Raw genomic sequence first — 20,471 nt, forward strand, 5'->3', positions numbered from 1 at the left:
ATTCATTAACGCTTGGAAAAAATGATTCTTTAGGGCTGATGTAAAAAAATTTTCACCCCTACCCTTTCAGGCGAAGGCTCCATGCTTTCAAGGCCAGTAACTGAGCGGCCAGGTTGGACTTGATTTTCTCGTCCGTCACATTGCCATCGGCATCAAAACCACCTGCAAATGCATTGGCAAATACTTCAGGCTTGTTCAAAGGATGCAAATCAAGATAAACACACACTTGCCGCAAATGGTATTGGGCGCGTGAGGTACCCATGCCCCCACCCGCTCCGCAAATGGCCACAGGTTTACCAGCCAGCAAAGCGTTGTCGGGATAACGTGAAGCCCAGTCAATCGCATTTTTCAGGGCTGGTGCAATTGAATAGTTGTATTCAGGGCAAGCCAGCAACAAGGCATCGGCCTGTTTCAATTGTTCAAAAAAAGCCTGAACAGCGGCCGGCCTTTCAGCGAGGTCTGCATTGAAAAACGGCAAATCAATCAAATTGGCGAACTGCATTTCCATGCCAGCGGGCAACTGCCCCGCCGCTGCGCGAAGCAAGCCCGTGTTGCAAGACTTTGCACGAAGGCTGCCAGAAATACCCAGTACACGAATGGTGTTGCTCATGGTCTTGCTCCTTTGAATTGAAAGAATCAGTCTTTCTTGGGTGGAATGGCGTAGGTTCCCACTGCATGCGCCACTGGATCGGGCAAACCTTCGGAATACACGCTGACTTCGCCAATCGCCAAGGTTTTGCCCACTTTGATCAATTTGCACACGCCGATGATGTCACGGTCTGCAGAAGGTTTCCTCAAAAAATTGATGTTCATATTGGTGGTCACCGCCAAAGGCACGATGCCAATTCGCCCCAGGATGCCCACATACAAGGCGCAGTCGGCCACCAAAAACATGACTGGCCCGGCCACGGTGCCACCGGGGCGCAACTCAGCCACCGTAATTTTGTGACGAATGGTAGCGGAGTCGCCATCGACATGTTCAACCGTGATTTTGCTTTGTGGAAATTGCGTGTTGATGAATTCATTCATCATCTCTTTGGTTATCAAACTTCGTCTCCGTTCTGTAGGAACTCTTGTTTTAAGCGGTGTTACGTAGCTGCACTATTCGCATTTACTTCACTCAGGAGCCCATATTATGCAATCAGTCAACTCTTTGCTTACCCAACAACTCACAGAGATGAAAAACAAAGGTTCAGAATGCCATCCCTCGAGCAGCAAGCAATTCAAAAATTTGCCACAAACCGTAGCCGCAACACTTGGCTCATCATTGCTTGCAGAACATTGTGGCTTCAAATCTGTTGGAAGCAGTTCACATCAGTTGGCATTGAGTTGTTACAGCATCGCAGAAGCAATGCCGCAAGATTCTGTAATTGCGACCCCCAACGGGCAAACCCTAAGCAGGCTTGATTACTATCAGGCAGCGGCCAATCTCAGCCCAAACACCAAGATTTACTGGTTGAAGCTTGCTGAAACGTTGGGTGACAATGAAAAAATCAAAGTGGGTCAACAAACTTATTCAAAAGAAGAATGCCTGTCAAAAAGTGCTCCACTGCCAGCCATGGCCTTGTGGTCAAAGCAAGCCAAACAAATTCAAGCAGGCACCCATCAGAGCAGCTGCGCCGAGTACCTGCATAATCGATCGCTTGAATCCAAACAAAGCGATCAGGGCCAGCGCCGAAATTGAGGCGGCAATCCAGTCAAACCGTCCAGAAAAACCACTGGGCCACCACACGTGATACGCAAAAAATACCGCGAGGTTCACCACCACACCCACCACGGCCGCGGTAATCGCCACCAACGGTGCTGTAAATTTCAAATCATCGTGGGTGCTTTCAACCAAAGGGCCACCCGCCAAGATGAACAGGAAAGAAGGCAGGAAGGTGAACCATGTCACCAGCGCTGCGGCCAGCGCACCCGCCACAAATGCATGCTCAGGCCCAAATGCGGCTTGCACATAAGCACCCACAAAACCCACGAATGCCACCACCATAATCAGCGGGCCCGGAGTAGTTTCACCCAAGGCCAAGCCGTCAATCATTTGAGTGGGTGTCAACCAGCCATAATGACCTACCGCACCTTGGTACACATAAGGCAACACGGCGTAAGCCCCACCGAAAGTCAGCAAAGCCGCCTTGGTGAAAAACCAGCCCATTTGCGTGAAGGTGTTTTGCCAACCCAGGCTTGCCGTCAGTAAACCCATGGGCACCAGCCACAGCAGCGCACCGGTTACCAGCACTTTGGCCAAATGAATTTTGCTGAAACGGGCATGCTCGGGCGTAGGGGTATTGTCGTCAATTAAAGCAGCACCGTACGATTTTTGTGCACCGGCATGCCCGCCGCTGCCGTTGAACTTGGCGGGGAAAAATTTGCCACCCACAAAGCCGATGATGGCCGCAGTAGCCACGATGATTGGGAAGGGTACGTTCATGGCAAAAATCGCCACAAACGAGGCTGCTGCAATTGCCCACATCCAGTTGTTTTTAAGGGCACGGGAGCCAATGCGGTGTGCTGCGTGCAACACAATCGCGGTCACCGCGGGCTTAATGCCATAGAAAATACCGGCAACAATAGGCACATCGCCAAACGCGATGTAAACCCATGAAAGCAGCACCAAAATAAACAGGGAGGGAAGAACAAACAGTGCACCTGCCACTATTCCCCCCCAGGTGCGGTGCATTAACCACCCAAGGTAAGTGGCCAACTGTTGAGCCTCCGGGCCAGGTAACAACATGCAGTAATTCAGGGCATGAAGAAAACGCTTCTCGGAAATCCAGCGGCGACGTTCAACCAGTTCCTCATGCATGATGGCGATTTGCCCGGCTGGCCCGCCAAAGCTGATAAAGCCCAGCTTGAGCCAGAACCAGAAAGCCTGCATCAGGCTAACCGATGCGGGAGGTTGATCTAGATCGGCAATTTCAGAAGCAGGTGTGGACATTATTGATCTGAGAGGTCATTGATTGGACGGCTCATCTTATCTCATACTCAAGGCTCTAAAAGAGGAACACCATGAACTGGATCAGCAATGTCGCTTTGGCCATCGCAGCCATCATCCATTTTTTGCCCGTCAGCGGAATCATGGGCAAAGCATCGCTCGAGAAACTATACGGAGTAGGCATCGCCGATCCTAATTTATTAATCGCCATGCAACACCGAGCCCTGTTATTCGGCTTGCTGGGTGTTTTGTTCGTAGTGGCCATGTTTAAAGTCGATTTGCGCCTGCTCGCCATGTGCTTTGGCCTGGTCAGCACCGTTGGCTTTATCGCAGTGGCGTGGCAGGTGGGCGATTACAACCCACTCATTGCCCGTGTGGTGAAAGCTGATGTGATTGTAATCGTGGCCTTGGTCATTGGTTTGATCAACGAGATCTGGTTCAGCAAAGTCTAAAGGGATTCAATTAAAAAACTCCCAAAGACCGTCACAAGTCCTTGGGAGCCCACTACACCCACTACCTTAACTTTTCACAACTTACACTGTGGCGTCTGCTTTCACCTGTCGGTACGCCTTGACATCGAAGCGGGACATTTGTGCTGCATATTGAGTGGCAAAACCGGGGAACATGGTGGCGTTGAAACCATCCTCGGTCAGGTACCAGCTTTTGCAACCGGAATTCCAGTTGGTTTTTGCCAATCGCTTTTGAATATCGGCATTGTGTCTGGCCTGTACATCAGGCTTTACATCCAGCATTTTCAAGTTGGAATCCAGAATGGTCCGAATGCCTTTCACCGCGTAAGCGATTTGCTGCTCCATGTACACCAGTGCCGAATTGTGGCCGGGGCCACTGTTGGGTCCAAACATGATGTACAGGTTGGGGTAGCCACTCACGTTAATACTTTTGTAAGCCTGAGCGCCGCGCTGCCATTCCTTGGCCAATTCACGACCACCCACACCCAAAACCGGATACGGCGTACCGCTTTTTGGTACATCGAACCCGGTGGCAAACACTATGCAATCCACGCGGTGTTCAATGCCTTCCGAAGTACGAATACCCTTTTCCACAATGTTGGCAATCGGCCAGGTAATCAATTCGCAATTTTCTTTTTGCAAGGCCGGATAGTAATCGTTGCTCACCAAAATGCGCTTGCAACCCAATTTGTAATCGGGTTTCAATTGCCTGCGCATCCACGGGTCAGGCACTTGTGATTTCAAAAATGCCTGGCCTAAGCGTTCGCCAATGCGCGTTACCGGCGAGCTCCAGATCACAGCCAGGGCCATGCTTTCATGAGTCCAGTACAAGGCTTCGCGAATCGCCTTTTGCGTAAAGGGTAATTTTGTGAACAGTTTTTTACTCAACTCAGAGGTTGAGAAATCGGGACGCGGCATGACCCACGCTGGCGTGCGCTGAAATACTTTCAGCTTGTCGACTTTCTTCACCAGCTCAGGAATGATTTGAATGGCACTGGCACCCGTGCCAACCACCGCCACACGCTTGCCAGTGAAATCGTAATTATGATCCCACTGCGCGCTGTGAATTTTCTTGCCCTTGAAATTCTCAATGCCACGAATTTTTGGGAAACTGGCATTGGCCAAAGGACCGCTGGCCATGATCACGGTTTTGCCTTTCCAAACTTGGCCATTGTCGGTGTGAATCATCCACACACCTTGCGCATCGTCCAGCTCGACTCGCGTGACATTCTGTTGATACTGAATCAGTTTCTCCAAGCCAAAATCATTCACCAGGCTGTGCACATAAGCCAGAATTTCCTGGCTGCCGGAATAGCTGCGAGACCAGTTGGGGTTAGGCGCAAAGGAAAAGCTGTACAGATTGGACGGAATGTCGCAGGCTGCTCCGGGGTATTGGTTGTCCCGCCAGGTGCCGCCCACTTCCGAAGCACGCTCCAGAATGGCCACGTTGTGAACACCCGCTTCGCGAAGTTTGATCGCAGTGCCCAGGCCGGCGAAACCAGCACCAATGATCAAGGTGTCGAACACATGCTCGCCGCTTTTTGCAGCAGCGCTTTTGCTTGAACTGCGGCGCACCGTGGTTCGCGACATTTGCGCAGCTTTCAGGGCTTGCGCAGGCTTTAGAGTTTTGTTGTTCATTTCAAATTCCAGTTCAATCAAGCTGTGGTGTGCCAAGTCAATTTGTTCACCCAGCTTGGTACCTCAGGCAACCAGCTTTTCGGGATGTAGTTGGAGGCCCTCACGGCTGCATCCACGGGTACATGGTAAAAACGGTTTTTGCGATCAATCACCCATTTTCCATGCAGGCGCATCACCTGATACCAGGGGTTGCGCCGGCCTTCCGGCGTTTCACCACCGTATTTTTCAAACTTGGCCATGGCTTCGTACAGTTTCTCTTCCTTCAAACCCATGGTCACAATGTTGTCGCGCATGCGATTGAGCAACGGGAAGTACACTGCAACACCCAACAGCAGCTTTGGGTTGATGGCTGTCGCAATCGACTCCAACGCCAGGCGGTACATAGGGCCATGTCCCATCATTTCCAGCACATGGAAATCCACACCCAAATGACGGGCTTCATCGGCATTAATCTTCTTGAACACATCATGGCAAACAGGGTCTTTCACCTCATCCAGCAGGAACTTGCACAAGGCACCGTCTAGCGTCACTTCCAGCATGGGAATTACACTGCCCAACACGCTCAAGGGCATGTCGTCGCTGTACTTGTCCAGCCATTCAATGGTCAATCGCAGATTGATGTTGGGCTCGGGAATTTCTCCCTCTTCCAACATGCCCCAGCGTTGCATCAAGGCCAGTTCGGCATTGGCATGGCGCTGCTCTTCTGCGTGAAACCAGGTATAAATTTCTTTCAAGGTGTCGTTGGGCGCTTTCTTGGCCATGGCGGCAAAACCCCGCGCACCAATGTGTTCAATCCAGGTCAGGTCGGCCATGAAAGCTTTCAGCTTGGGCCACTGTTCTTCCGTGATCATTTCACGGCCCGGCGCATCCCAGTCAATGTCGGCCAAAGCCCATTGATTCTCCTTGATGCGGCGCAGAGTTTTTTCCAGATCGAGTTGAGGCATTATGTGTACTCCTTAAAAAGCTTTTGCGGCCACACGGGCCAATAAACCAGCACCGCGCGTGTAACTGCGGGGCATCAAGCGCTTCATGCGCCAAATCATGCGGGCATCCAGCTGGGGCAACACATACAGCTGCCCCTTGTCCAATGCGTTCAATGTTTCTTTCACCACACCGTCGGCAGACACACCGGTCCACTCCATCAGTTTGTTGGCCAATTGGTTCGACGCGGGATCAATCCGGCCGTCTTTCGTAATATTGGTTTTCACAAAGGTGGGGCACAGTGCGGTCACATTCACACCAGTGCCAGCCATCTCGGAAGCAAGCGTTTCAGTCAATGCCAAAGCACCTGCTTTGGTTACGTTGTATGCGCTCATCAAAGGGGCAGCAGCAAAGCTGGCCGTGGACGCTACGTTGATGATGCCGCACTTTCTTACAGCACCCTTTTTACGCAAACGTGGCGCAAATACGTGGCAACCATGAATAACACCCCACAGGTTGACCCCGATGGTCCACTTCCAGTCCTCAATCGTGGTTTCACCAATCGGTTTGCCACCAGCGCCAACACCTGCGTTATTCACGACCAAATCAATGGCGGTGTTGTCCTCGGTTCCACCAAAAATTTCCTCGGCTTGCAAGGCCAGAGCTTCAACATCTTTTAGTTTGCTGACGTCGCATTTCACCGCCCAGGCTTGCGCAACGAACACCAGATCTGGATTCTTCAGTTTGCCTGCCACCTGGTCCATGATCATTTCCACGGTCTCCTGTGCGCGTTCCAGGCTAATGTCGGCGCACACCACGCGGCCCCCCCTGCGAACTATTTCAAGCGCGAAAGCGCGGCCAATGCCGCTGCCCGCGCCAGTGACCACTGCGTTGGCACCCTTGGTAATCTTCTTTCCAAACATGGTTGAATCCTGTTGCGCTTGACATAGCGACCGTGACATTGAACAATGTCATATTAAAACGAACGTTTGTTCGGATTCAATTCGGATTCATTCATGACCAGAAAACCCAAACAGACCCGCTCCCAGAACACCGTGGAAACCATTGTTCAAGGCGCGTTCATTGCCTTGGCCAAACATGGTGCGGAAGGCGCAACAACGCGGCAAATCGCGGAATATGCAGGCGTAGGGGTGGGATCAATTTATGAGTATTTTGAAAACAAAGAGGCGATTTTCAGCGCCATGGGCGAGCGCTTTTCCAAAGAGCTGGTCGGGGTAATTCAGGGGGCCACAACAAACGTTGTTCGGCTTTCACTGCGCGATGCAGTGTATGAACTGATCGCCCAAACTGCCGAGTTTCTGAGAAAAGACGACGAACTTTACCTGCGTTGTGCCCGTGAATCAGCCTTGATGGAAAAGCATGTGCCTTTCGGCCCCGTATACCGGGCACTGGCCGACCTGTTTATCCAGCATGCCATCAAGCACCCGGAAATTTTGCAGCTGAACAATCTTCAAACCATGACTTACATTTTCATCAACAGTGGCATCGCCACCATGATTCGTTACTTGAACCACCCCAATCCGAGTTTTTCTTTCGATGACCTCGCGAAAGGCTTGGCCGATATGGCTGGGCATTATGTGGAAAGGGAACTAGGCTCTATGTAAGCCCGGTGACAACATTTAACCCCTATACTGCTGGCACAACAACACGTCACTGGAGACCACGAATGCGCCCCACGTTGCGCCATGTCAAACACGCCACACTGCTGGCCTGTGCGGGCCTGATTGCGGCCTGCAGCCCGCCCCCGCCCGATTCCATGGATAAAATGGCCAACGGCAATATTGTGGAAATTCGTGGATTGAGTACTGAACACCTCACCTTCGTCACGCGCAATCGGATTGTGACCCTGTTCGCAACCGACGCTTACAACATCATGCGGGAAATGAAACGCCACTACCCGCAAGAGTTCAACAGCCACCCTGTGCTGTCGGTACAAGCTGTGACGGAGCTACAGAACCAGAAAGGCGAAGTGTTTCAGAACCAGCCACTGTTCACTGTGCATTGGCGCAGACCCGATTTAAACCAGATGGATCTGGATTCCAAATTCAGCCTGGACACCGAAGAAATTCTTCTTTATGCCGATCGCGTGGAATCGCATAGCCTTGTAGGTGACCAGGTCTTGATTGAACATTGCACTGTCACGGGCAGCGGTGACAAACGCAAACGCTTTTGCGACCAAGTGCTTGAAGGGTTGTTCAACAAGTAACACTTAATCCATGAAACTGCTGAGCACCATGGTCACTTTGCCCCCTTTCATGATGCTGGTGTCCAAAGGCTCATCGCGCTCCAGTTTCACCAGCCCCACACCCGGCGCATACCATTCACTGTGGTTAATCAGAATTTCCTGATAACCCGCACTGGCGTCGGCATAAAACACCATTTTGCCCATGCCGTCCACGCGTACACATTTCTGGAATACACCCGCAGGCGTTTCCACGGTGTCATCCAGCGATGCGATTTCATACACCATGTCAAATGGCTTGATACTGGCGTTCGCCTCAATGAAGGGCGGCATCCAGTGTGCTACATATGGGCTGGTGTCCATCGTCCAGGTGTAACCCACCCGCAGGTTTCGGCCTTTGGGCAGTATCAGACGTGGCGCTTTATCAGCCTGCGGCTTCGTTTGAACAATGACACGTTTCCCGACACGGTAAAAGCCGTCTTCCCGTTCCTGAACCAGGTAGTCCGTACCATCCGAGGTTCGACGCACCATGCCCTTAATTTCATCTTCTTCTGTTTTAAAGCTGGAGGAACCCACCGTGCGAATGGTCAGCTCTTTTTTGTTCTTGCCATCGGGCATCACAAAGTTCAATTGATAATCCCACTGCTTGCCTTCCTCCAGCGGAAAATACTCTCCTCCACCCACTTGGCTACAAGAGGCCAACCCAAGCGCCAGTAACGCCACACTCAACATTTTCAACATGGCTTACTTCTCCGGCAACTGAGGGTCGGGCAAATCGGTGAATTCAAGGTCGATTTTCTTGTCGGCTATGCGGGTGTTGTCTCGCGTGGCCTGTGGATCAAACAATTCACCACCCACTTCACCGATCTGTAAATTGCCGTTGCGCATTTGGCGCTGCGCGGCATCCAGCTTCACATGCAGCTCTTTGTCATAAGGCAACACATAAGCGCGTGGCGTGTCCGAAGGTCTGTCGTTGGCCAAGTCGCTGGCCCATACAAACAAGCGTCCCTCAATACCTTCTGTTTTATCCGGTTCTTCAACAACTACCGCATAAAACAAAAAGCGCTTGGGTAAATCAGCCTGGCTGGGCCAACCCTGCGCATTCTGCCAACCCAGATAGCTGACCCAGTAAAAGCCCACAGACACCAGAATCAGAACCAGCTTGGTAACCCAACTCATGCTGCCATACACAAGGGCCAGCAACAAAAGCGCTGCCAGAAAAATATAGGCAATGCCCAAAACCACCAGTACTTCATTCATTTTCCGTCTGCCTTCACCAAAGATTTTTCAAGTTGATTGATGTTGCTCACCGTGCCGTCTGCATCAATCGTGAACCGAACCGCTGTGGCTTCATCGCCCTCCTGCTGCAGGTTGACTGTGGAGTAATGCAACACTTTCAATTTCGGGTTTACTTCTGCAACATAAATGTTCACAGGCACGGGCAATTTGTTTTCGGTTTTGTAGTAGTGCAGGTTGACAATGTATTCCCCAGGGGGGCGACCCCGAATGGTCAACACCTCCTGATTCAGGGGGTTCACAAACACCTGCCCTTCAATCTCCTGCGTGTCATTGGCCAGGCCGCGATCGTCCCGGTCCAGGTGCAACAAGCCGTCTTGGGGGCGCATAAACCACACCTGCGCGCCAGCGGGTCCGGCGGCCCACACATCAATGTCGTTGGGGTCGTTGTCTGGCCAGCTTACCGTCACCAAAAACTCGGCCTTGGGATCAATAATTCCGCTTTTGGCAGGCGGGTTCAGCAGCAACAAGGCCATCAGAAACAGAAAAGTGAAAATCAACAAAGCGTTGAAAATCAGGTCGGTGAACGGGTCCAGTTCAAAGTCTGGCTTGTGATTGAAAAGCGGCATGCTGCTCAGCTCGCTTTCACGTTTCGGTGTGCATAGTCCACTGTGGCTGCAATCAGTTTGTCGGCGTGGCGATCGAGCATCAAAAACTGCACACCCAACAAAATGCTGCCAATCAAGCCTACCAAGGTGGTGTTCATGGCCACACCCATGCCCTGGGTCATTTGCTGCATCAAAGTCTTGATGTCCGAAATATCAAGCTGCTCCAAACCTTCCAGGCTACTGAGCATCATGATGAAACCAACCACAGTACCCAACAAACCCAACTTGATCATAAGCCCCGTGACAAACCAGCCCACCTGATGCGTACCACGTGCGCGTTCTGCCATCACCTCAGCCATCAATTGACCTTCGCTAGGGTGTGCCAGGGGATGAGTGAGGTAATCGTGGCAAATGGATTGACCCAGTTTGAAGTCGGAGAAACCACCACGAATTTGCTCAAAATACTGGGTCTGCCTACTCAAATAAATGCTTCGCCAGCCTGCAAGGGCACTGCCCACAACAAATGCCAGCACGATCACCACACAAATACGGGTGTTGTCAGTCAGGATAATCCATTGAAAAAGGCCTTTGTGCCAAGTCATGTACAGGCCAAAGCCGGTAAGGCTGATCAGCAACACCCACAGTAAAAACAGGGTGTGTGTTTTGTTGGTAGTCAATGCAAGTAGTCCCTGTGTTGTTATTTGCCTGTCCCAGTTTGCAACAGTTCGAAAGACTACTAGCAAGCTACATTCCAGCAGAGGCTCTAAAAAGCAAATGGCTCTGTTTGGCGGAAAATACGTTGAATGTTCAACTGATGTGTTTCAAGTGCTTTGGCATTCACATTGGGGTCGGTTTGAACATAAACAATGCTTTTAAACTCACCAATTTGCGCACTAATCTGCTCAATCAGTTCCACCTCACTGACACCATCCTCAAGCCCATACAATACTGCTTGTTGAACACGCACAAAATAGTTCAGGTTGCGTTCTATCCAGTCGCGGCCCAAAACGCCAAATGAGGTCAATACTGTGTCATCAGCCGCCATTCGCGCCTTCAAGCGACCCAAAAAATTGATTCGCTCCACCACATTGCCATCGTACAAATCGGGTATGTCCCTGTTTTGAACAGCCGAGCCTACCCACCACAATTTCAGTTCCTGATTGCGCAACACCAAAGCCTCTTCGGTTTCAAGGTCTTTGTACAAGCGAAACTTCCAGGGCACCCAATCATTGTGCAACAAACCCAGGTGACCTGTTTGGGTTCGTAAAATACGGCCCGGAACCAGGGACTCCGTGCCTTTCACGGAATCGCTTCCCATTCTTTCGGAAAAGTTTTCAATGCAGGTGGGGCAACGCTCGCGCATCAAATCAGCAGTGCGTTTGCCGGCCACTACGCGGCTTGAAAAATTCTCGCCCGGAGCAAGTGTGCTGGCAAAAGCAGCACGAAAACCGACATTGCCCAACACATGTTCAGGCTTGGGTTGCGTATTCAAAACCCACACAGGCTTGGTGCCAAATTTGGAACGAATGGCTGCAGCTACGCTTTCGCCCACAGCGGCAGTTGCACCGGAATCAATCACCATCAAGGCTTTGGGCGAATCAACCACCACAATCGACAGTGCAAAATCCTGCCCTTCTGCGGGCAGGCTTTGACCCGCACAAGTCCACTCATAGACCGTGGCACGGTGTTGTTGCCAGCAATCTCCCGCTTGGGCATGGGCAAGCGGCGCAAGCAAAAACAAGGCAGCTGCAAAGGTAACATTTCGAACGTTCAAAGACATGTGAAAGCAAAGCCTGAGTCAACACAACCCCGAAAGGATAGCTGATTCAGGCCTTGCCTCAAAATGCTAGAACTTCAGACTGACCCCCACCCACGCATTTCGGGGGGTACCTGGCGCCAAAAAAGATTCATAAGTAATGTCACCTTCATCGTCCACCAAGGCACCGTTGCGATCAAAAATATTGCCGCCCAACAAAGCACCATTGAAATATTCACGGTCAAATACATTGTTTAAACGTGCAATCAATGTGAGGTTTTTATTCAAGGCATGGTTCACACCCAGATTGAATACGGCAAAACCGGGAATACGACCATTGTCCTTAAACTCAACTGGCCCATCGCCCGGAATATTCACGATGCCAGCCTGGTGCTGGTTGTTTTCATTGCCACGCGCGTACTGCTCGCTTTGCGCCTGCATGTCAACAAACAGCGTGGTCGCATCGCTGGCCTTGTAACCCAATGATAATTTCACATTGTGTTCTGCCAGGCCGGGAATTTTGTTGCCTGGTTGCACTTGAATGAAACCACCTTCTACTGCCGGGTCACCGTTCAAATCCACTGCACTGCTGTTCCCTTCGCTGGCCAGTCGGGCTGCGCTTTGAAACGTCGCATCGAGGTACTGGTAGCTGGCACCGAAATTCCACACGGGTGTTTCCCAGTCAAAATCCAGTTCAACCCCCTGTCTGCGGGTTTTTCCGTAGTTCTGGAAAAATCCACCTGAACCCGCACCATCGGTGACGAACAAAATGTCGTTTTTGTTATTGGCCTGAAATATATTGAAAGAGAAACCATATTGGTTGTTACCGCCAGCCCAGCGGGTTCGATAGCCACCCTCAACCGTGGTGGTGATCACTTGCTCAAGAAACGGGTCGGCAGCCATTGCATTCGGTAACAGGCACGGAAATTCCGGGTCAGAACAAGCCAGTTCAACCGGTGTGGGTACCCGGTTGCTGGTGCCTGCACTGGCATACCAGGTGCTGCGCGCAGCCGTTTGATAAGCAATTCCAATAGACGGATTAAAACGCTGGTAGGTGTAATCGTTGTTCAAGCCCGGGCTGGCCTCGCCTTCCTGATTGATCAAAACCGGGCTTAAACGGTCTGTGGTTTTCACTGAGGCGTGGTTGTAGCGGCCACCCAATAAAACCGTGGTTCTGTCATTCAAACTCCACACGTCTTGGGCATACACGCCAAATTGGCGGTTGTTCGCCTCCACATTCACTTGCTCAATCGGTGCGTACAATTCACGCACCGTGCGGTCGTTGTTAAAAACGCCCAGGGCGTAGCTGCGCCTGAAATCCGATTTTCCGAATTCCAGCTGGGTGCCCAACAACACCTTGTGCGCACCCAATGGTGCCAAGGCATACTGCAAGCCCAATCCCACCACATCCTGATTCAACACACCGCGGTTATTTGCTCCGGGGCAATCGGCGCTGTCAGGTTCCATGGCAGCAGGGTCGTTTTCATCAAAAGTCACTGTACCCGGCGCGTAAGCAGTAGAAGCAGGTGCGCTGCAAGTCACGTTGTAAGTCCCCGGGCCCAGGTTGCCTTCCACTTCTGCGCGGTCAGGTTCGAACTCGGCCACACCGAAGCGGTAGTCTTCGTTTTCGTTACCATCGCCGTTGAATGTGGTCGATTTGGAGCTGCGGTAATAGGCGTTCGCTGTCAGCTCAGCTCCGCTTTGCAAGTAGCGCGTGAAGTCCACCGCAAACTGCCCACCCGTGTTTTGAGTGTTGTCAAAATAGGTGTACGACTGGGCACGATTCTGGTCGTAAAAACTGCGAGGTACCACGCCATTTCCGTTCAAGTCAGACTCATAAAGCGCCAAGCTGAAATTGGTCTGTGTGTCACCGGAAACAATGCCCATTTTGCCGAACAACTGCATGACAGAACTCGGTGACAGCACCCGCCAACCATCTTCGTTAAATGAATTAAAGTTCACATAAAAATCGCGTTGGGTGGGCTCATCCACCCAACCTTTTTGAACGCCGAACCGGGTTCGACCGAAATCGCCCAGTTCAGCATCCACTTGTGTACCCTGAAAATCGCGACCACTTTTGGTTTGCATCACAATGGCTCCGCCCAGCGAATTCAAACCGAATTGCGGCATGGTGCCTGGTAGCACGGCCACTTCTTTCAAAGCCGACTGGGGTATGGCATCAAACCGCACCACATCGCCAAAGGTTTCATTCTGGCGCACGCCATCCACATACACTGACAAGCCGGGCGGTGTCCCCAACAAGGGTGTTACCGAAAAACCGCGATAGGTCACGTCAGACTGATACGGATTGCCTTGGTTGTCAGTCACCTGAACACCGCTGATGCCGCGAAACAGACTGCGGCTGATGGATTCCCTGCTCGAATTTTGCTCCAGAGAGTCTATTTTTTTAACGCTGAAAGGTGCTTGATCAACTGATATCGCAGCACCAGGCAGGGGAGTCGTAGAAATTACTTCGATTTCTTCCAACTGCTGGGCGTACACCGGGACGAGGAAAGATAAAACTGAAAGTGCAACAACACGAGTGCACCAATACGAATGTTGACGCGCAAACATACACAGCCCTTTGATTTCGATTTGTAATTGTGAAGTCTCGCGATTGGCCTGCTCTGCGCGCCAGGGAGAATGGCCAGGCAACCTCGCGACTTGTCTTAGCTATATTCCACAATATTGCCAGATTCCGACAGGGAAGTTTTCCCGAAAAGGATTTCACCTCTTCTACACAAGCCATTTCTGGTGCACATTGTGGCTGTTCAAACAAACAATTTAACCCATGCGTTTAAGCGAGTTACTGGTTAGAAGATTGCTCACCTGGCTTGGCCTTTGGGCTGCATGCTGCGTGTTGGTGGTATTCACCATGGGCCGGCTGGACGTGCAAACCGAGTATGCGGCCGCCTCTGAACTGGTTGATGACTTGCACCGCGGGCTTTCGAATGCAGAACCCCTGGGCAATCTGGAGCTACAGCGCCTGCGCCAACAACTGGCCGAACGAAAAGCAGAACGGGAACGCCGGGAAACCCGACGAGAACTCTATTTAATCAGCACCATGTTGCTGCTGATGGCAGCGGGCAGCGGCGTGGTGGTGTGGTATTCCCTTCGGCCCGCCTTGAACCAACCTTTGCAGCAACTGGTTCAATGGCTGCGTGATTATGAAGAATCGGAGCGCGACCCAACAAGACCAACTCCTACCTTGGAAAACACTGAAGAATTCAGGATCGAGGAATTCAAACGAATTCACGACAGCGTTTCACAGTTGATTCACACCCTGAATACCGAGCAGAAGAAAAGCCGAGAGTTGCTAAACCGTGTAGTTGACCTTCAAGAACGTGAACGCCAAGCGATTGCACAGGATTTGCACGACTACTTTGGGCAATCACTGACTTCCATTTCGGTAAACTCTGCTTTTCTGGTGAAAAGCACCCAGGCGAATACGCAAGAAGCAGCGAAGGCCGTACACGACCAGGCGCAGGAAATGATGGGCTGGCTGCGCGGTTCGCTGCGCGAACTAAAACCGCACCTGTTGCTTGAAGTTTCACTTCGCGATGCAGCGCTGGACCTACTGGACAATTGGGCCAAGCGCCATGGCTGGTACGTTGACTTTGCCTGGGCGCCCAACACCCCGGCCCTGCCGAAAGAGGCACCCATTGCCGTTTACCGCACCTTGCAGGAAGCGCTCACCAATGCGGCCCGCCATGCCAACACCAAAAAGTTGAAAGTATTGGCAGGTTTCGATGAGCAAGCCCATGAATTCATCTTGATTGTGGAAAACGATGGCGTTGCCTCGTCTGCTCCCATCAATCCCTCTTTGGGGCTGACCGGTATTCGCGAGAGAATGGCCAGCCTGCAAGGCCGCGTTTTCTGGAACACCGAGATGGACAGGTTTGTGTTGCGTTGCCATGTTCCGGTTGTGGAGGTCAATCATGCCGCTTGAATCCAGAATAATTCTGGTGGATGACCACGCGGCAGTTCGCGCGGGTTACAAACGCTTCATTGATTCTGAAAACGACCTGATCGTAGTGGGCGAGGCCGGCAATGCTGACCAGGCCTTTGCCTTGCTGAAAACCCAGGCCTGCGATGCCTTGGTATTGGACATCAGCATGCCAGGGCAAAGTGGGCTGGAATTGATTAAACGGGTTCGATTGAAATGGCCCAAACTGGCCTTGGTGGTGCTTTCCATGCACGACAGCCCGGTGGTGGCCTCCAAGGCACTGGAACAGGGTGCGCGGGCCTACGTGACCAAGTCCAGCGAACCCGAGGAGTTGATTCAGGGCATTCGAATGGCGCTGGGCGAACAAACATTTGTATCCAGTGACGTTCAAAGCCAGGGCGTGCTCACCAGCACCGCGCCACAGCACGCCCAGGAAAATCCGCAACAGCCCAACCAGGAAACGCAAGAACTGGCGAGTTCACTGACCTGCGGATTAACCCCCAGAGAAGTGGACGTGGTACGGCTGCTGGTCGAGGGGCACACCATTGAGCAGGTGGGGGTCAGCTTGGGAATCAGCGGCAAAACCGTGAGCAACAACCTGTCACAAATTCGTCAAAAGCTGGGTGTACAAACAGACTTCGAATTGGCTTTTTGGGCTTGGAGCCAAGGTTTTGGAAGAAAACCACCCGGTTTTGGCAAGTAAAGATACCCACGTTTTCCTCATTCGTATTTTCCCGTATTTTGCGGAAAAACCAGCAGCTTTGCCTTGCAACCTACATCATTCTCGGGGATATTCGATTCACAAACAGAAACATAACCACTTCTCAGGAGGAATTCCGCATGATGCTCCGCAAAGCTAAAACCGCCATTCTGGCTGCAGCTCTGACAAGCCTTGCACTTGCCGCCACACCCGCCAAAGCTGAATTCATTAATATTTTGACAGGAGGTACATCCGGTATTTATTACCCAATTGGCGTTGCCTTGTCCAAAGTGTACGGCGACAACATCAAAGGTGCACGCACCCAGGTACAAGCCACCAAAGCATCTGTTGAAAACCTGAACCTGCTGCAACAAGGTCGCGGCGAACTGGGTATTTCATTGGGCGACTCCGTGAAGCTGGCTTGGGAAGGCGATGCAGATGCAGGCTTCAAAGCCCCACTGAACAAACTGCGTGGCATTGCTGCCATTTACCCCAACTACGTTCAAATCGTGGCATCCAAATCGTCTGGCATTACTTCCCTGGACCAACTAAAGGGCAAAGGTCTATCAGTGGGTGCCGCCAAATCGGGCACTGAATTGAATGCCCGTGCCATTTTGGGTGCTGCAGGCATGAGCTACAAAGACCTCGGCAAGACCGAGTACTTGCCTTACGCAGAATCGGTCGAGTTGATGAAAAACCGTCAACTGGATGCCACCTTGCAGTCGGCTGGTCTGGGTGTCGCATCGCTGAAAGATCTTTCATCATCCATGGAAGTCAACATGGTAGCAGTGCCTCCCGAGGTGGTTAAAAAACTGGGTGCGCCTTACGTACCCGGCACCATTCCTGCTGGCACTTATCAGGGTCAAACCAAAGACGTTCCCACTGCGGCAATCGTGAACTTCCTGATCACGCACTCCGAAGTATCTGACGAAACCGCCTATCAAATGACCAAACTGCTTTGGGAAAACCTGGCAGCACTGCGCTCCGCCCACAAAGCAGCTGAGGCCATCAAGTTTGAAAATGCGCTGCAAGGCATGCCCGTACCGCTGCATCCGGGTGCCGAGAAGTTCTACAAAGAAAAAGGTTTGATCAAGTAACTGCATTTAATGACCACGCCGCACCTCTCCGGGGTGCGGAGTCAATCCATCAGATCATCATTTGTTCCATTTGCGGACACCCAACTTTATGTCTACCACACCTGAATCCGTACCTGTTGAAGCAGCCTCCGGCTTTCACGATCCAACCTCTGCAGGTTTTACCCGTTCGTTCGAAGGTCGACTGCTGTTCTGGATCGCAGTATTTTTCTCGATCTTTCAAATTGCCACAGCCGCCCATTTGATTGATTTTCCAAGCCAAGTGCAACGCGCCTTCCACGTGGGGTTTTTGCTCCTGCTCACCTTCCCCCTGATTGCGCTACAAAAAAGTGCACCCTACAAAATCATCGCGTGGGTCCTTGCGCTGTCTGCATTCCTGATTGCTGGTTACCAGTGGATTGAATATGAGCCTTTGCTGCTTCGTGCTGGCGACCCGACCGAGTTGGATATTTACCTGGGCATTGTTGCATTGACCACAGTTTTTGTGGCCACCTGGCAACTGATGGGCCCTGCCCTGCCGATTATCTGCGGCACATTTTTCGCCTACTGCCTGTTTGGCCAATACCTGCCAGCGCCATTTGACCACCGGGGATACGACTTCCATCAGGTCATCGAGCACATGGCCTACGGCACAGAGGGTATTTATGGCATCCCTACCTATGTGTCGGCGTCTTATATTTTCCTGTTCATTTTGTTCGGTGCTTTTCTTGAGAAGGCCGGCATGATCAAACTGTTCACCGATTTTGCGCTGGGCCTGGTTGGCCATGCGCAAGGCGGTGCAGCCAAAGTTGCGGTGGTGTCCTCTGCACTCATGGGTACAATTTCCGGTTCAGGTGTAGCCAACGTGGTTACAACAGGTCAATTTACAATTCCGTTGATGAAACGCTTCGGCTACAAAGCGGCGTTTGCTGGCGGTGTGGAAGCAACCGCATCCATGGGTGGGCAATTGATGCCGCCGGTTATGGGTGCGGTGGCGTTCATCATGGCTGAAACGCTAGGTGTTCCGTATTCTGAAATTGTGAAAGCCGCCATCATCCCGGCTATTTTGTACTTCTTTGGCGCGTTCTGGATGGTGCATCTGGAAGCTGGCAAACGTGGCTTGAAAGGCATGGAGAAAAAAGACCTGCCGAATCCGTGGAAAGCCGTCAAGGACCAATGGTACCTGGTGCTGCCCTTGATTGCCTTGGTGTGGTTGCTGGTGGGTGGTTACACACCTTTGTTCGCTGGCACAGTAGGCCTAGCATTCACTGTGGTGCTCATCTTGGGCGCATCCATTGCAATCGGTTTGCCCAATATGGTGATTCGCGTGCTGTTTTGGATGGGTTTGGGTGTGGTGTGTGCAGCATTTCTGCAGTTTGGCATCTGGGTGATTGCAAGCGCCATTCTGGCACTGATTGCCATTAACGCATGTCGAAAAGGCGGACGCGAAACGCTGGGAATTTGCCGCGACTCCTTGGCAGATGGTGCAAAATCAGCCCTGCCTGTGGGTGTGGCCTGTGCCATGGTGGGTATTATTATTGGCACCATGACACTGACCGGTGCAGCCAATACCTTTGGTCAATTTGTGGTCAGCGTAGGTGAAAACAGTCTGTTCCTGTCGCTGGTGTTGACCATGCTCACTTGCATTGTGTTGGGCATGGGTATTCCGACCATTCCCAACTACATCATCACCTCCAGCATTGCAGGCCCTGCGCTTGAACAGCTGGGTGTACCGTTGATTGTCAGCCACATGTTCGTGTTCTATTTCGGTATTCTGGCCGACCTTACACCCCCTGTGGCATTGGCTTGTTTTGCGGCAGCCCCAATTGCCAAAGAACGCGGGCTGACCATTTCAATCGAAGCGGTGAAAATTGCTGCAGCAGGTTTTGTTATTCCTTTTATGGCGGTTTACACACCCTCGCTGATGTTGCAAGACGGAGGACCTCTGGCTGAATCAATTGGCTACATTCCTGCGGTGATTTACATCGTGGTGAAAACAGTGCTGGCAATCAGCCTGTGGGGCGCTGCCGTCATTGGCCACTTGGGCGCTAAATTACCGGTATGGATGCGAGTGCTGGCGATGGCAGCTTCGTTCTCACTAATTGCAGCCTTGCCCATCACCGATGAAATCGGCTTTGTGCTGTCTATGGTGTTCGGCTACCTGGCCTGGCGCAATGTACGTGTACTGAAAGGCAAGTTGCACCCCGCATGAGCCTGTGTGTATTCATCGTCGGGAAATCAGCCGCCTGCCTGGCAGGTTTGCTGTTTTCCCTGAGCTGGACCCACTCTGTGGAAAAAACCGAGTGGGTCGAACACTGGCAGCTCAAAGATGAACAACTGGTGTTGAAAGAAACATTTGTCAAAGGCAGTGGTGCTGGCATTGACCCGGCACCGAATGCTGTTCTTGAAAACGGCTGGTATCGATGGGCGCCGGAATCGCCGGTGGCTGTACCTGCCATTTCCCTGGCCAATTCCGAATTGACGCCTGACAACTGGACGCTTTGTGCGCTGGATGCGGTGACTCACGAAACAGGCGAATGCATTGACTTTGGGAAGTTTGAAGACAGGGGCGTTGAGTCGTTTAACATCAAACCGAGCAGATAGCCGATTGTTTGGCGTGCTCAGGTGCATACCCTCTAGCGCCAGAAAACCTGAATACCCCCTTGTTATTGCTTAACCGCCCTAAGCGCACCCGCTAAACAGCGGGCGGGCTGCGCTTTCGGCCTTGCCGAACGGACGGTGAATTCAACACCAAGGGCAGGTTTTCTTGATCGGCGCTGCGAGGGTATTGCCACCGGAGCGCGCTGGCAACTGCGCCAGAGACTAGCGGTGCGCGGTGTGCAGTGTGGTCAGGTGAGGCTTGGGTGCAGTACCGGCTGGCCGGCTTTGCAAGGCTTCCCGGCGGCTTCGCAGCGCGGGGCGGTTCCTAAAGGAACCGATGCGAAGACGCGTTCGCGTTTCGCATGCCCCAAGCCAGAAGCATCAAGC

The 20,471-nt window shown here is 52.0% G+C and carries 20 protein-coding genes; 8 read left to right on the plus strand and 12 right to left on the minus strand.

Annotation, left to right across the window (positions count from 1 at the left end; genetic code table 11):
* Positions 1-58: 58 nt before the first annotated feature.
* The 3 genes from PY990_RS00005 to chrA form a co-directional block, all read right to left on the minus strand.
* On the minus strand, positions 59-610 hold the full coding sequence (locus PY990_RS00005) for an NADPH-dependent FMN reductase (protein ID WP_275269846.1): 552 nt from the start codon (positions 608-610) through the stop codon (positions 59-61).
* A 26-nt stretch (positions 611-636) separates the two neighbouring features.
* Complete coding sequence (locus PY990_RS00010; protein ID WP_008253008.1) at positions 637-1,047, minus strand: PaaI family thioesterase; 411 nt, start codon at positions 1,045-1,047, stop codon at positions 637-639.
* 523 nt (positions 1,048-1,570) lie between these two features.
* On the minus strand, positions 1,571-2,935 hold the full coding sequence (gene chrA / locus PY990_RS00015) for a chromate efflux transporter (RefSeq protein ID WP_275269847.1): 1,365 nt from the start codon (positions 2,933-2,935) through the stop codon (positions 1,571-1,573).
* 71 nt (positions 2,936-3,006) lie between these two features.
* Here chrA and PY990_RS00020 point away from each other — a divergent pair, with 71 nt between their 5' ends.
* On the plus strand, positions 3,007-3,384 hold the full coding sequence (locus PY990_RS00020; RefSeq protein WP_275269848.1) for a phosphopantetheine adenylyltransferase: 378 nt from the start codon (positions 3,007-3,009) through the stop codon (positions 3,382-3,384).
* Between the two features lie 81 nt (positions 3,385-3,465).
* Here the strand turns inward: PY990_RS00020 and PY990_RS00025 are convergent, their stop codons facing one another.
* From PY990_RS00025 to PY990_RS00035, 3 genes are read right to left on the minus strand one after another with little or no spacing between them, the layout of a single operon-like run.
* The gene (locus PY990_RS00025; protein ID WP_275269849.1) at positions 3,466-5,040 is read right to left on the minus strand and encodes a flavin-containing monooxygenase; all 1,575 of its coding nucleotides are present in this window, start codon (positions 5,038-5,040) and stop codon (positions 3,466-3,468) included.
* A 17-nt stretch (positions 5,041-5,057) separates the two neighbouring features.
* Positions 5,058-5,984, minus strand: a complete 927-nt coding sequence (locus tag PY990_RS00030) for a hypothetical protein (protein ID WP_275269850.1) — start codon at positions 5,982-5,984, stop codon at positions 5,058-5,060.
* 12 nt (positions 5,985-5,996) lie between these two features.
* Positions 5,997-6,884 carry an SDR family NAD(P)-dependent oxidoreductase gene (locus PY990_RS00035; protein WP_275269851.1) on the minus strand — a complete coding sequence of 296 codons (888 nt, stop codon included), beginning with the start codon at positions 6,882-6,884 and terminating at the stop codon, positions 5,997-5,999.
* A gap of 93 nt (positions 6,885-6,977) precedes the next feature.
* On the opposite strand from PY990_RS00035, the gene PY990_RS00040 reads away from it, so the two are divergent.
* Complete coding sequence (locus PY990_RS00040; RefSeq protein ID WP_275269852.1) at positions 6,978-7,586, plus strand: TetR/AcrR family transcriptional regulator; 609 nt, start codon at positions 6,978-6,980, stop codon at positions 7,584-7,586.
* A 62-nt stretch (positions 7,587-7,648) separates the two neighbouring features.
* The gene (locus PY990_RS00045) at positions 7,649-8,188 is read left to right on the plus strand and encodes a hypothetical protein (protein WP_275269853.1); all 540 of its coding nucleotides are present in this window, start codon (positions 7,649-7,651) and stop codon (positions 8,186-8,188) included.
* 3 nt (positions 8,189-8,191) lie between these two features.
* On the opposite strand, the gene PY990_RS00050 is transcribed toward PY990_RS00045, so the two are convergent.
* The 6 genes from PY990_RS00050 to PY990_RS00075 all read right to left on the minus strand — a co-directional run bounded on the left by PY990_RS00050 (position 8,192) and on the right by PY990_RS00075 (position 14,338).
* The gene (locus PY990_RS00050) at positions 8,192-8,905 is read right to left on the minus strand and encodes a hypothetical protein (protein WP_275269854.1); all 714 of its coding nucleotides are present in this window, start codon (positions 8,903-8,905) and stop codon (positions 8,192-8,194) included.
* 3 nt (positions 8,906-8,908) lie between these two features.
* The gene (locus tag PY990_RS00055; RefSeq protein WP_275269855.1) at positions 8,909-9,424 is read right to left on the minus strand and encodes a hypothetical protein; all 516 of its coding nucleotides are present in this window, start codon (positions 9,422-9,424) and stop codon (positions 8,909-8,911) included.
* Positions 9,421-10,029 (minus strand): hypothetical protein, encoded by a 609-nt coding sequence (locus tag PY990_RS00060; protein WP_275269856.1) that lies wholly within the window; start codon positions 10,027-10,029, stop codon positions 9,421-9,423. Before PY990_RS00060 ends, PY990_RS00055 begins: the two co-directional genes overlap by 4 nt.
* Before the next feature lie 5 nt (positions 10,030-10,034).
* Positions 10,035-10,685 carry a MotA/TolQ/ExbB proton channel family protein gene (locus tag PY990_RS00065; protein WP_105028516.1) on the minus strand — a complete coding sequence of 217 codons (651 nt, stop codon included), beginning with the start codon at positions 10,683-10,685 and terminating at the stop codon, positions 10,035-10,037.
* Between the two features lie 86 nt (positions 10,686-10,771).
* Positions 10,772-11,788 carry an MBL fold metallo-hydrolase gene (locus tag PY990_RS00070; RefSeq protein ID WP_275269857.1) on the minus strand — a complete coding sequence of 339 codons (1,017 nt, stop codon included), beginning with the start codon at positions 11,786-11,788 and terminating at the stop codon, positions 10,772-10,774.
* 66 nt (positions 11,789-11,854) lie between these two features.
* Positions 11,855-14,338, minus strand: coding sequence for a TonB-dependent receptor (locus PY990_RS00075; protein WP_275269858.1), 2,484 nt, complete (start codon positions 14,336-14,338; stop codon positions 11,855-11,857).
* Between the two features lie 217 nt (positions 14,339-14,555).
* On the opposite strand from PY990_RS00075, the gene PY990_RS00080 reads away from it, so the two are divergent.
* From PY990_RS00080 to PY990_RS00100, 5 genes are all read left to right on the plus strand, one after another.
* Positions 14,556-15,713: a sensor histidine kinase gene (locus PY990_RS00080; RefSeq protein WP_275269859.1), complete on the plus strand. Its 1,158-nt coding sequence runs from the start codon at positions 14,556-14,558 to the stop codon at positions 15,711-15,713.
* Entirely contained in the window at positions 15,703-16,413 is a 711-nt protein-coding gene (locus PY990_RS00085) for a response regulator transcription factor (RefSeq protein WP_275269860.1), read from the plus strand. The genes PY990_RS00080 and PY990_RS00085 overlap by 11 nt, the downstream gene beginning before the upstream one ends.
* 137 nt (positions 16,414-16,550) lie before the next feature.
* A complete protein-coding gene (locus tag PY990_RS00090; RefSeq protein WP_275269861.1) occupies positions 16,551-17,507 on the plus strand; it encodes a TAXI family TRAP transporter solute-binding subunit in 957 nt (318 codons plus the stop codon).
* Positions 17,508-17,595: 88 nt separating this feature from the next.
* Positions 17,596-19,695, plus strand: coding sequence for a TRAP transporter permease (locus PY990_RS00095; RefSeq protein ID WP_275269862.1), 2,100 nt, complete (start codon positions 17,596-17,598; stop codon positions 19,693-19,695).
* Positions 19,692-20,087, plus strand: a complete 396-nt coding sequence (locus PY990_RS00100) for a DUF1850 domain-containing protein (protein WP_275269863.1) — start codon at positions 19,692-19,694, stop codon at positions 20,085-20,087. Before PY990_RS00095 ends, PY990_RS00100 begins: the two co-directional genes overlap by 4 nt.
* Positions 20,088-20,471: the final 384 nt, after the last annotated feature.

Source organism: Limnobacter olei (genome assembly GCF_029087225.1).
GTDB classification, from domain to species: Bacteria; Pseudomonadota; Gammaproteobacteria; order Burkholderiales; family Burkholderiaceae_B; genus Limnobacter; species Limnobacter olei.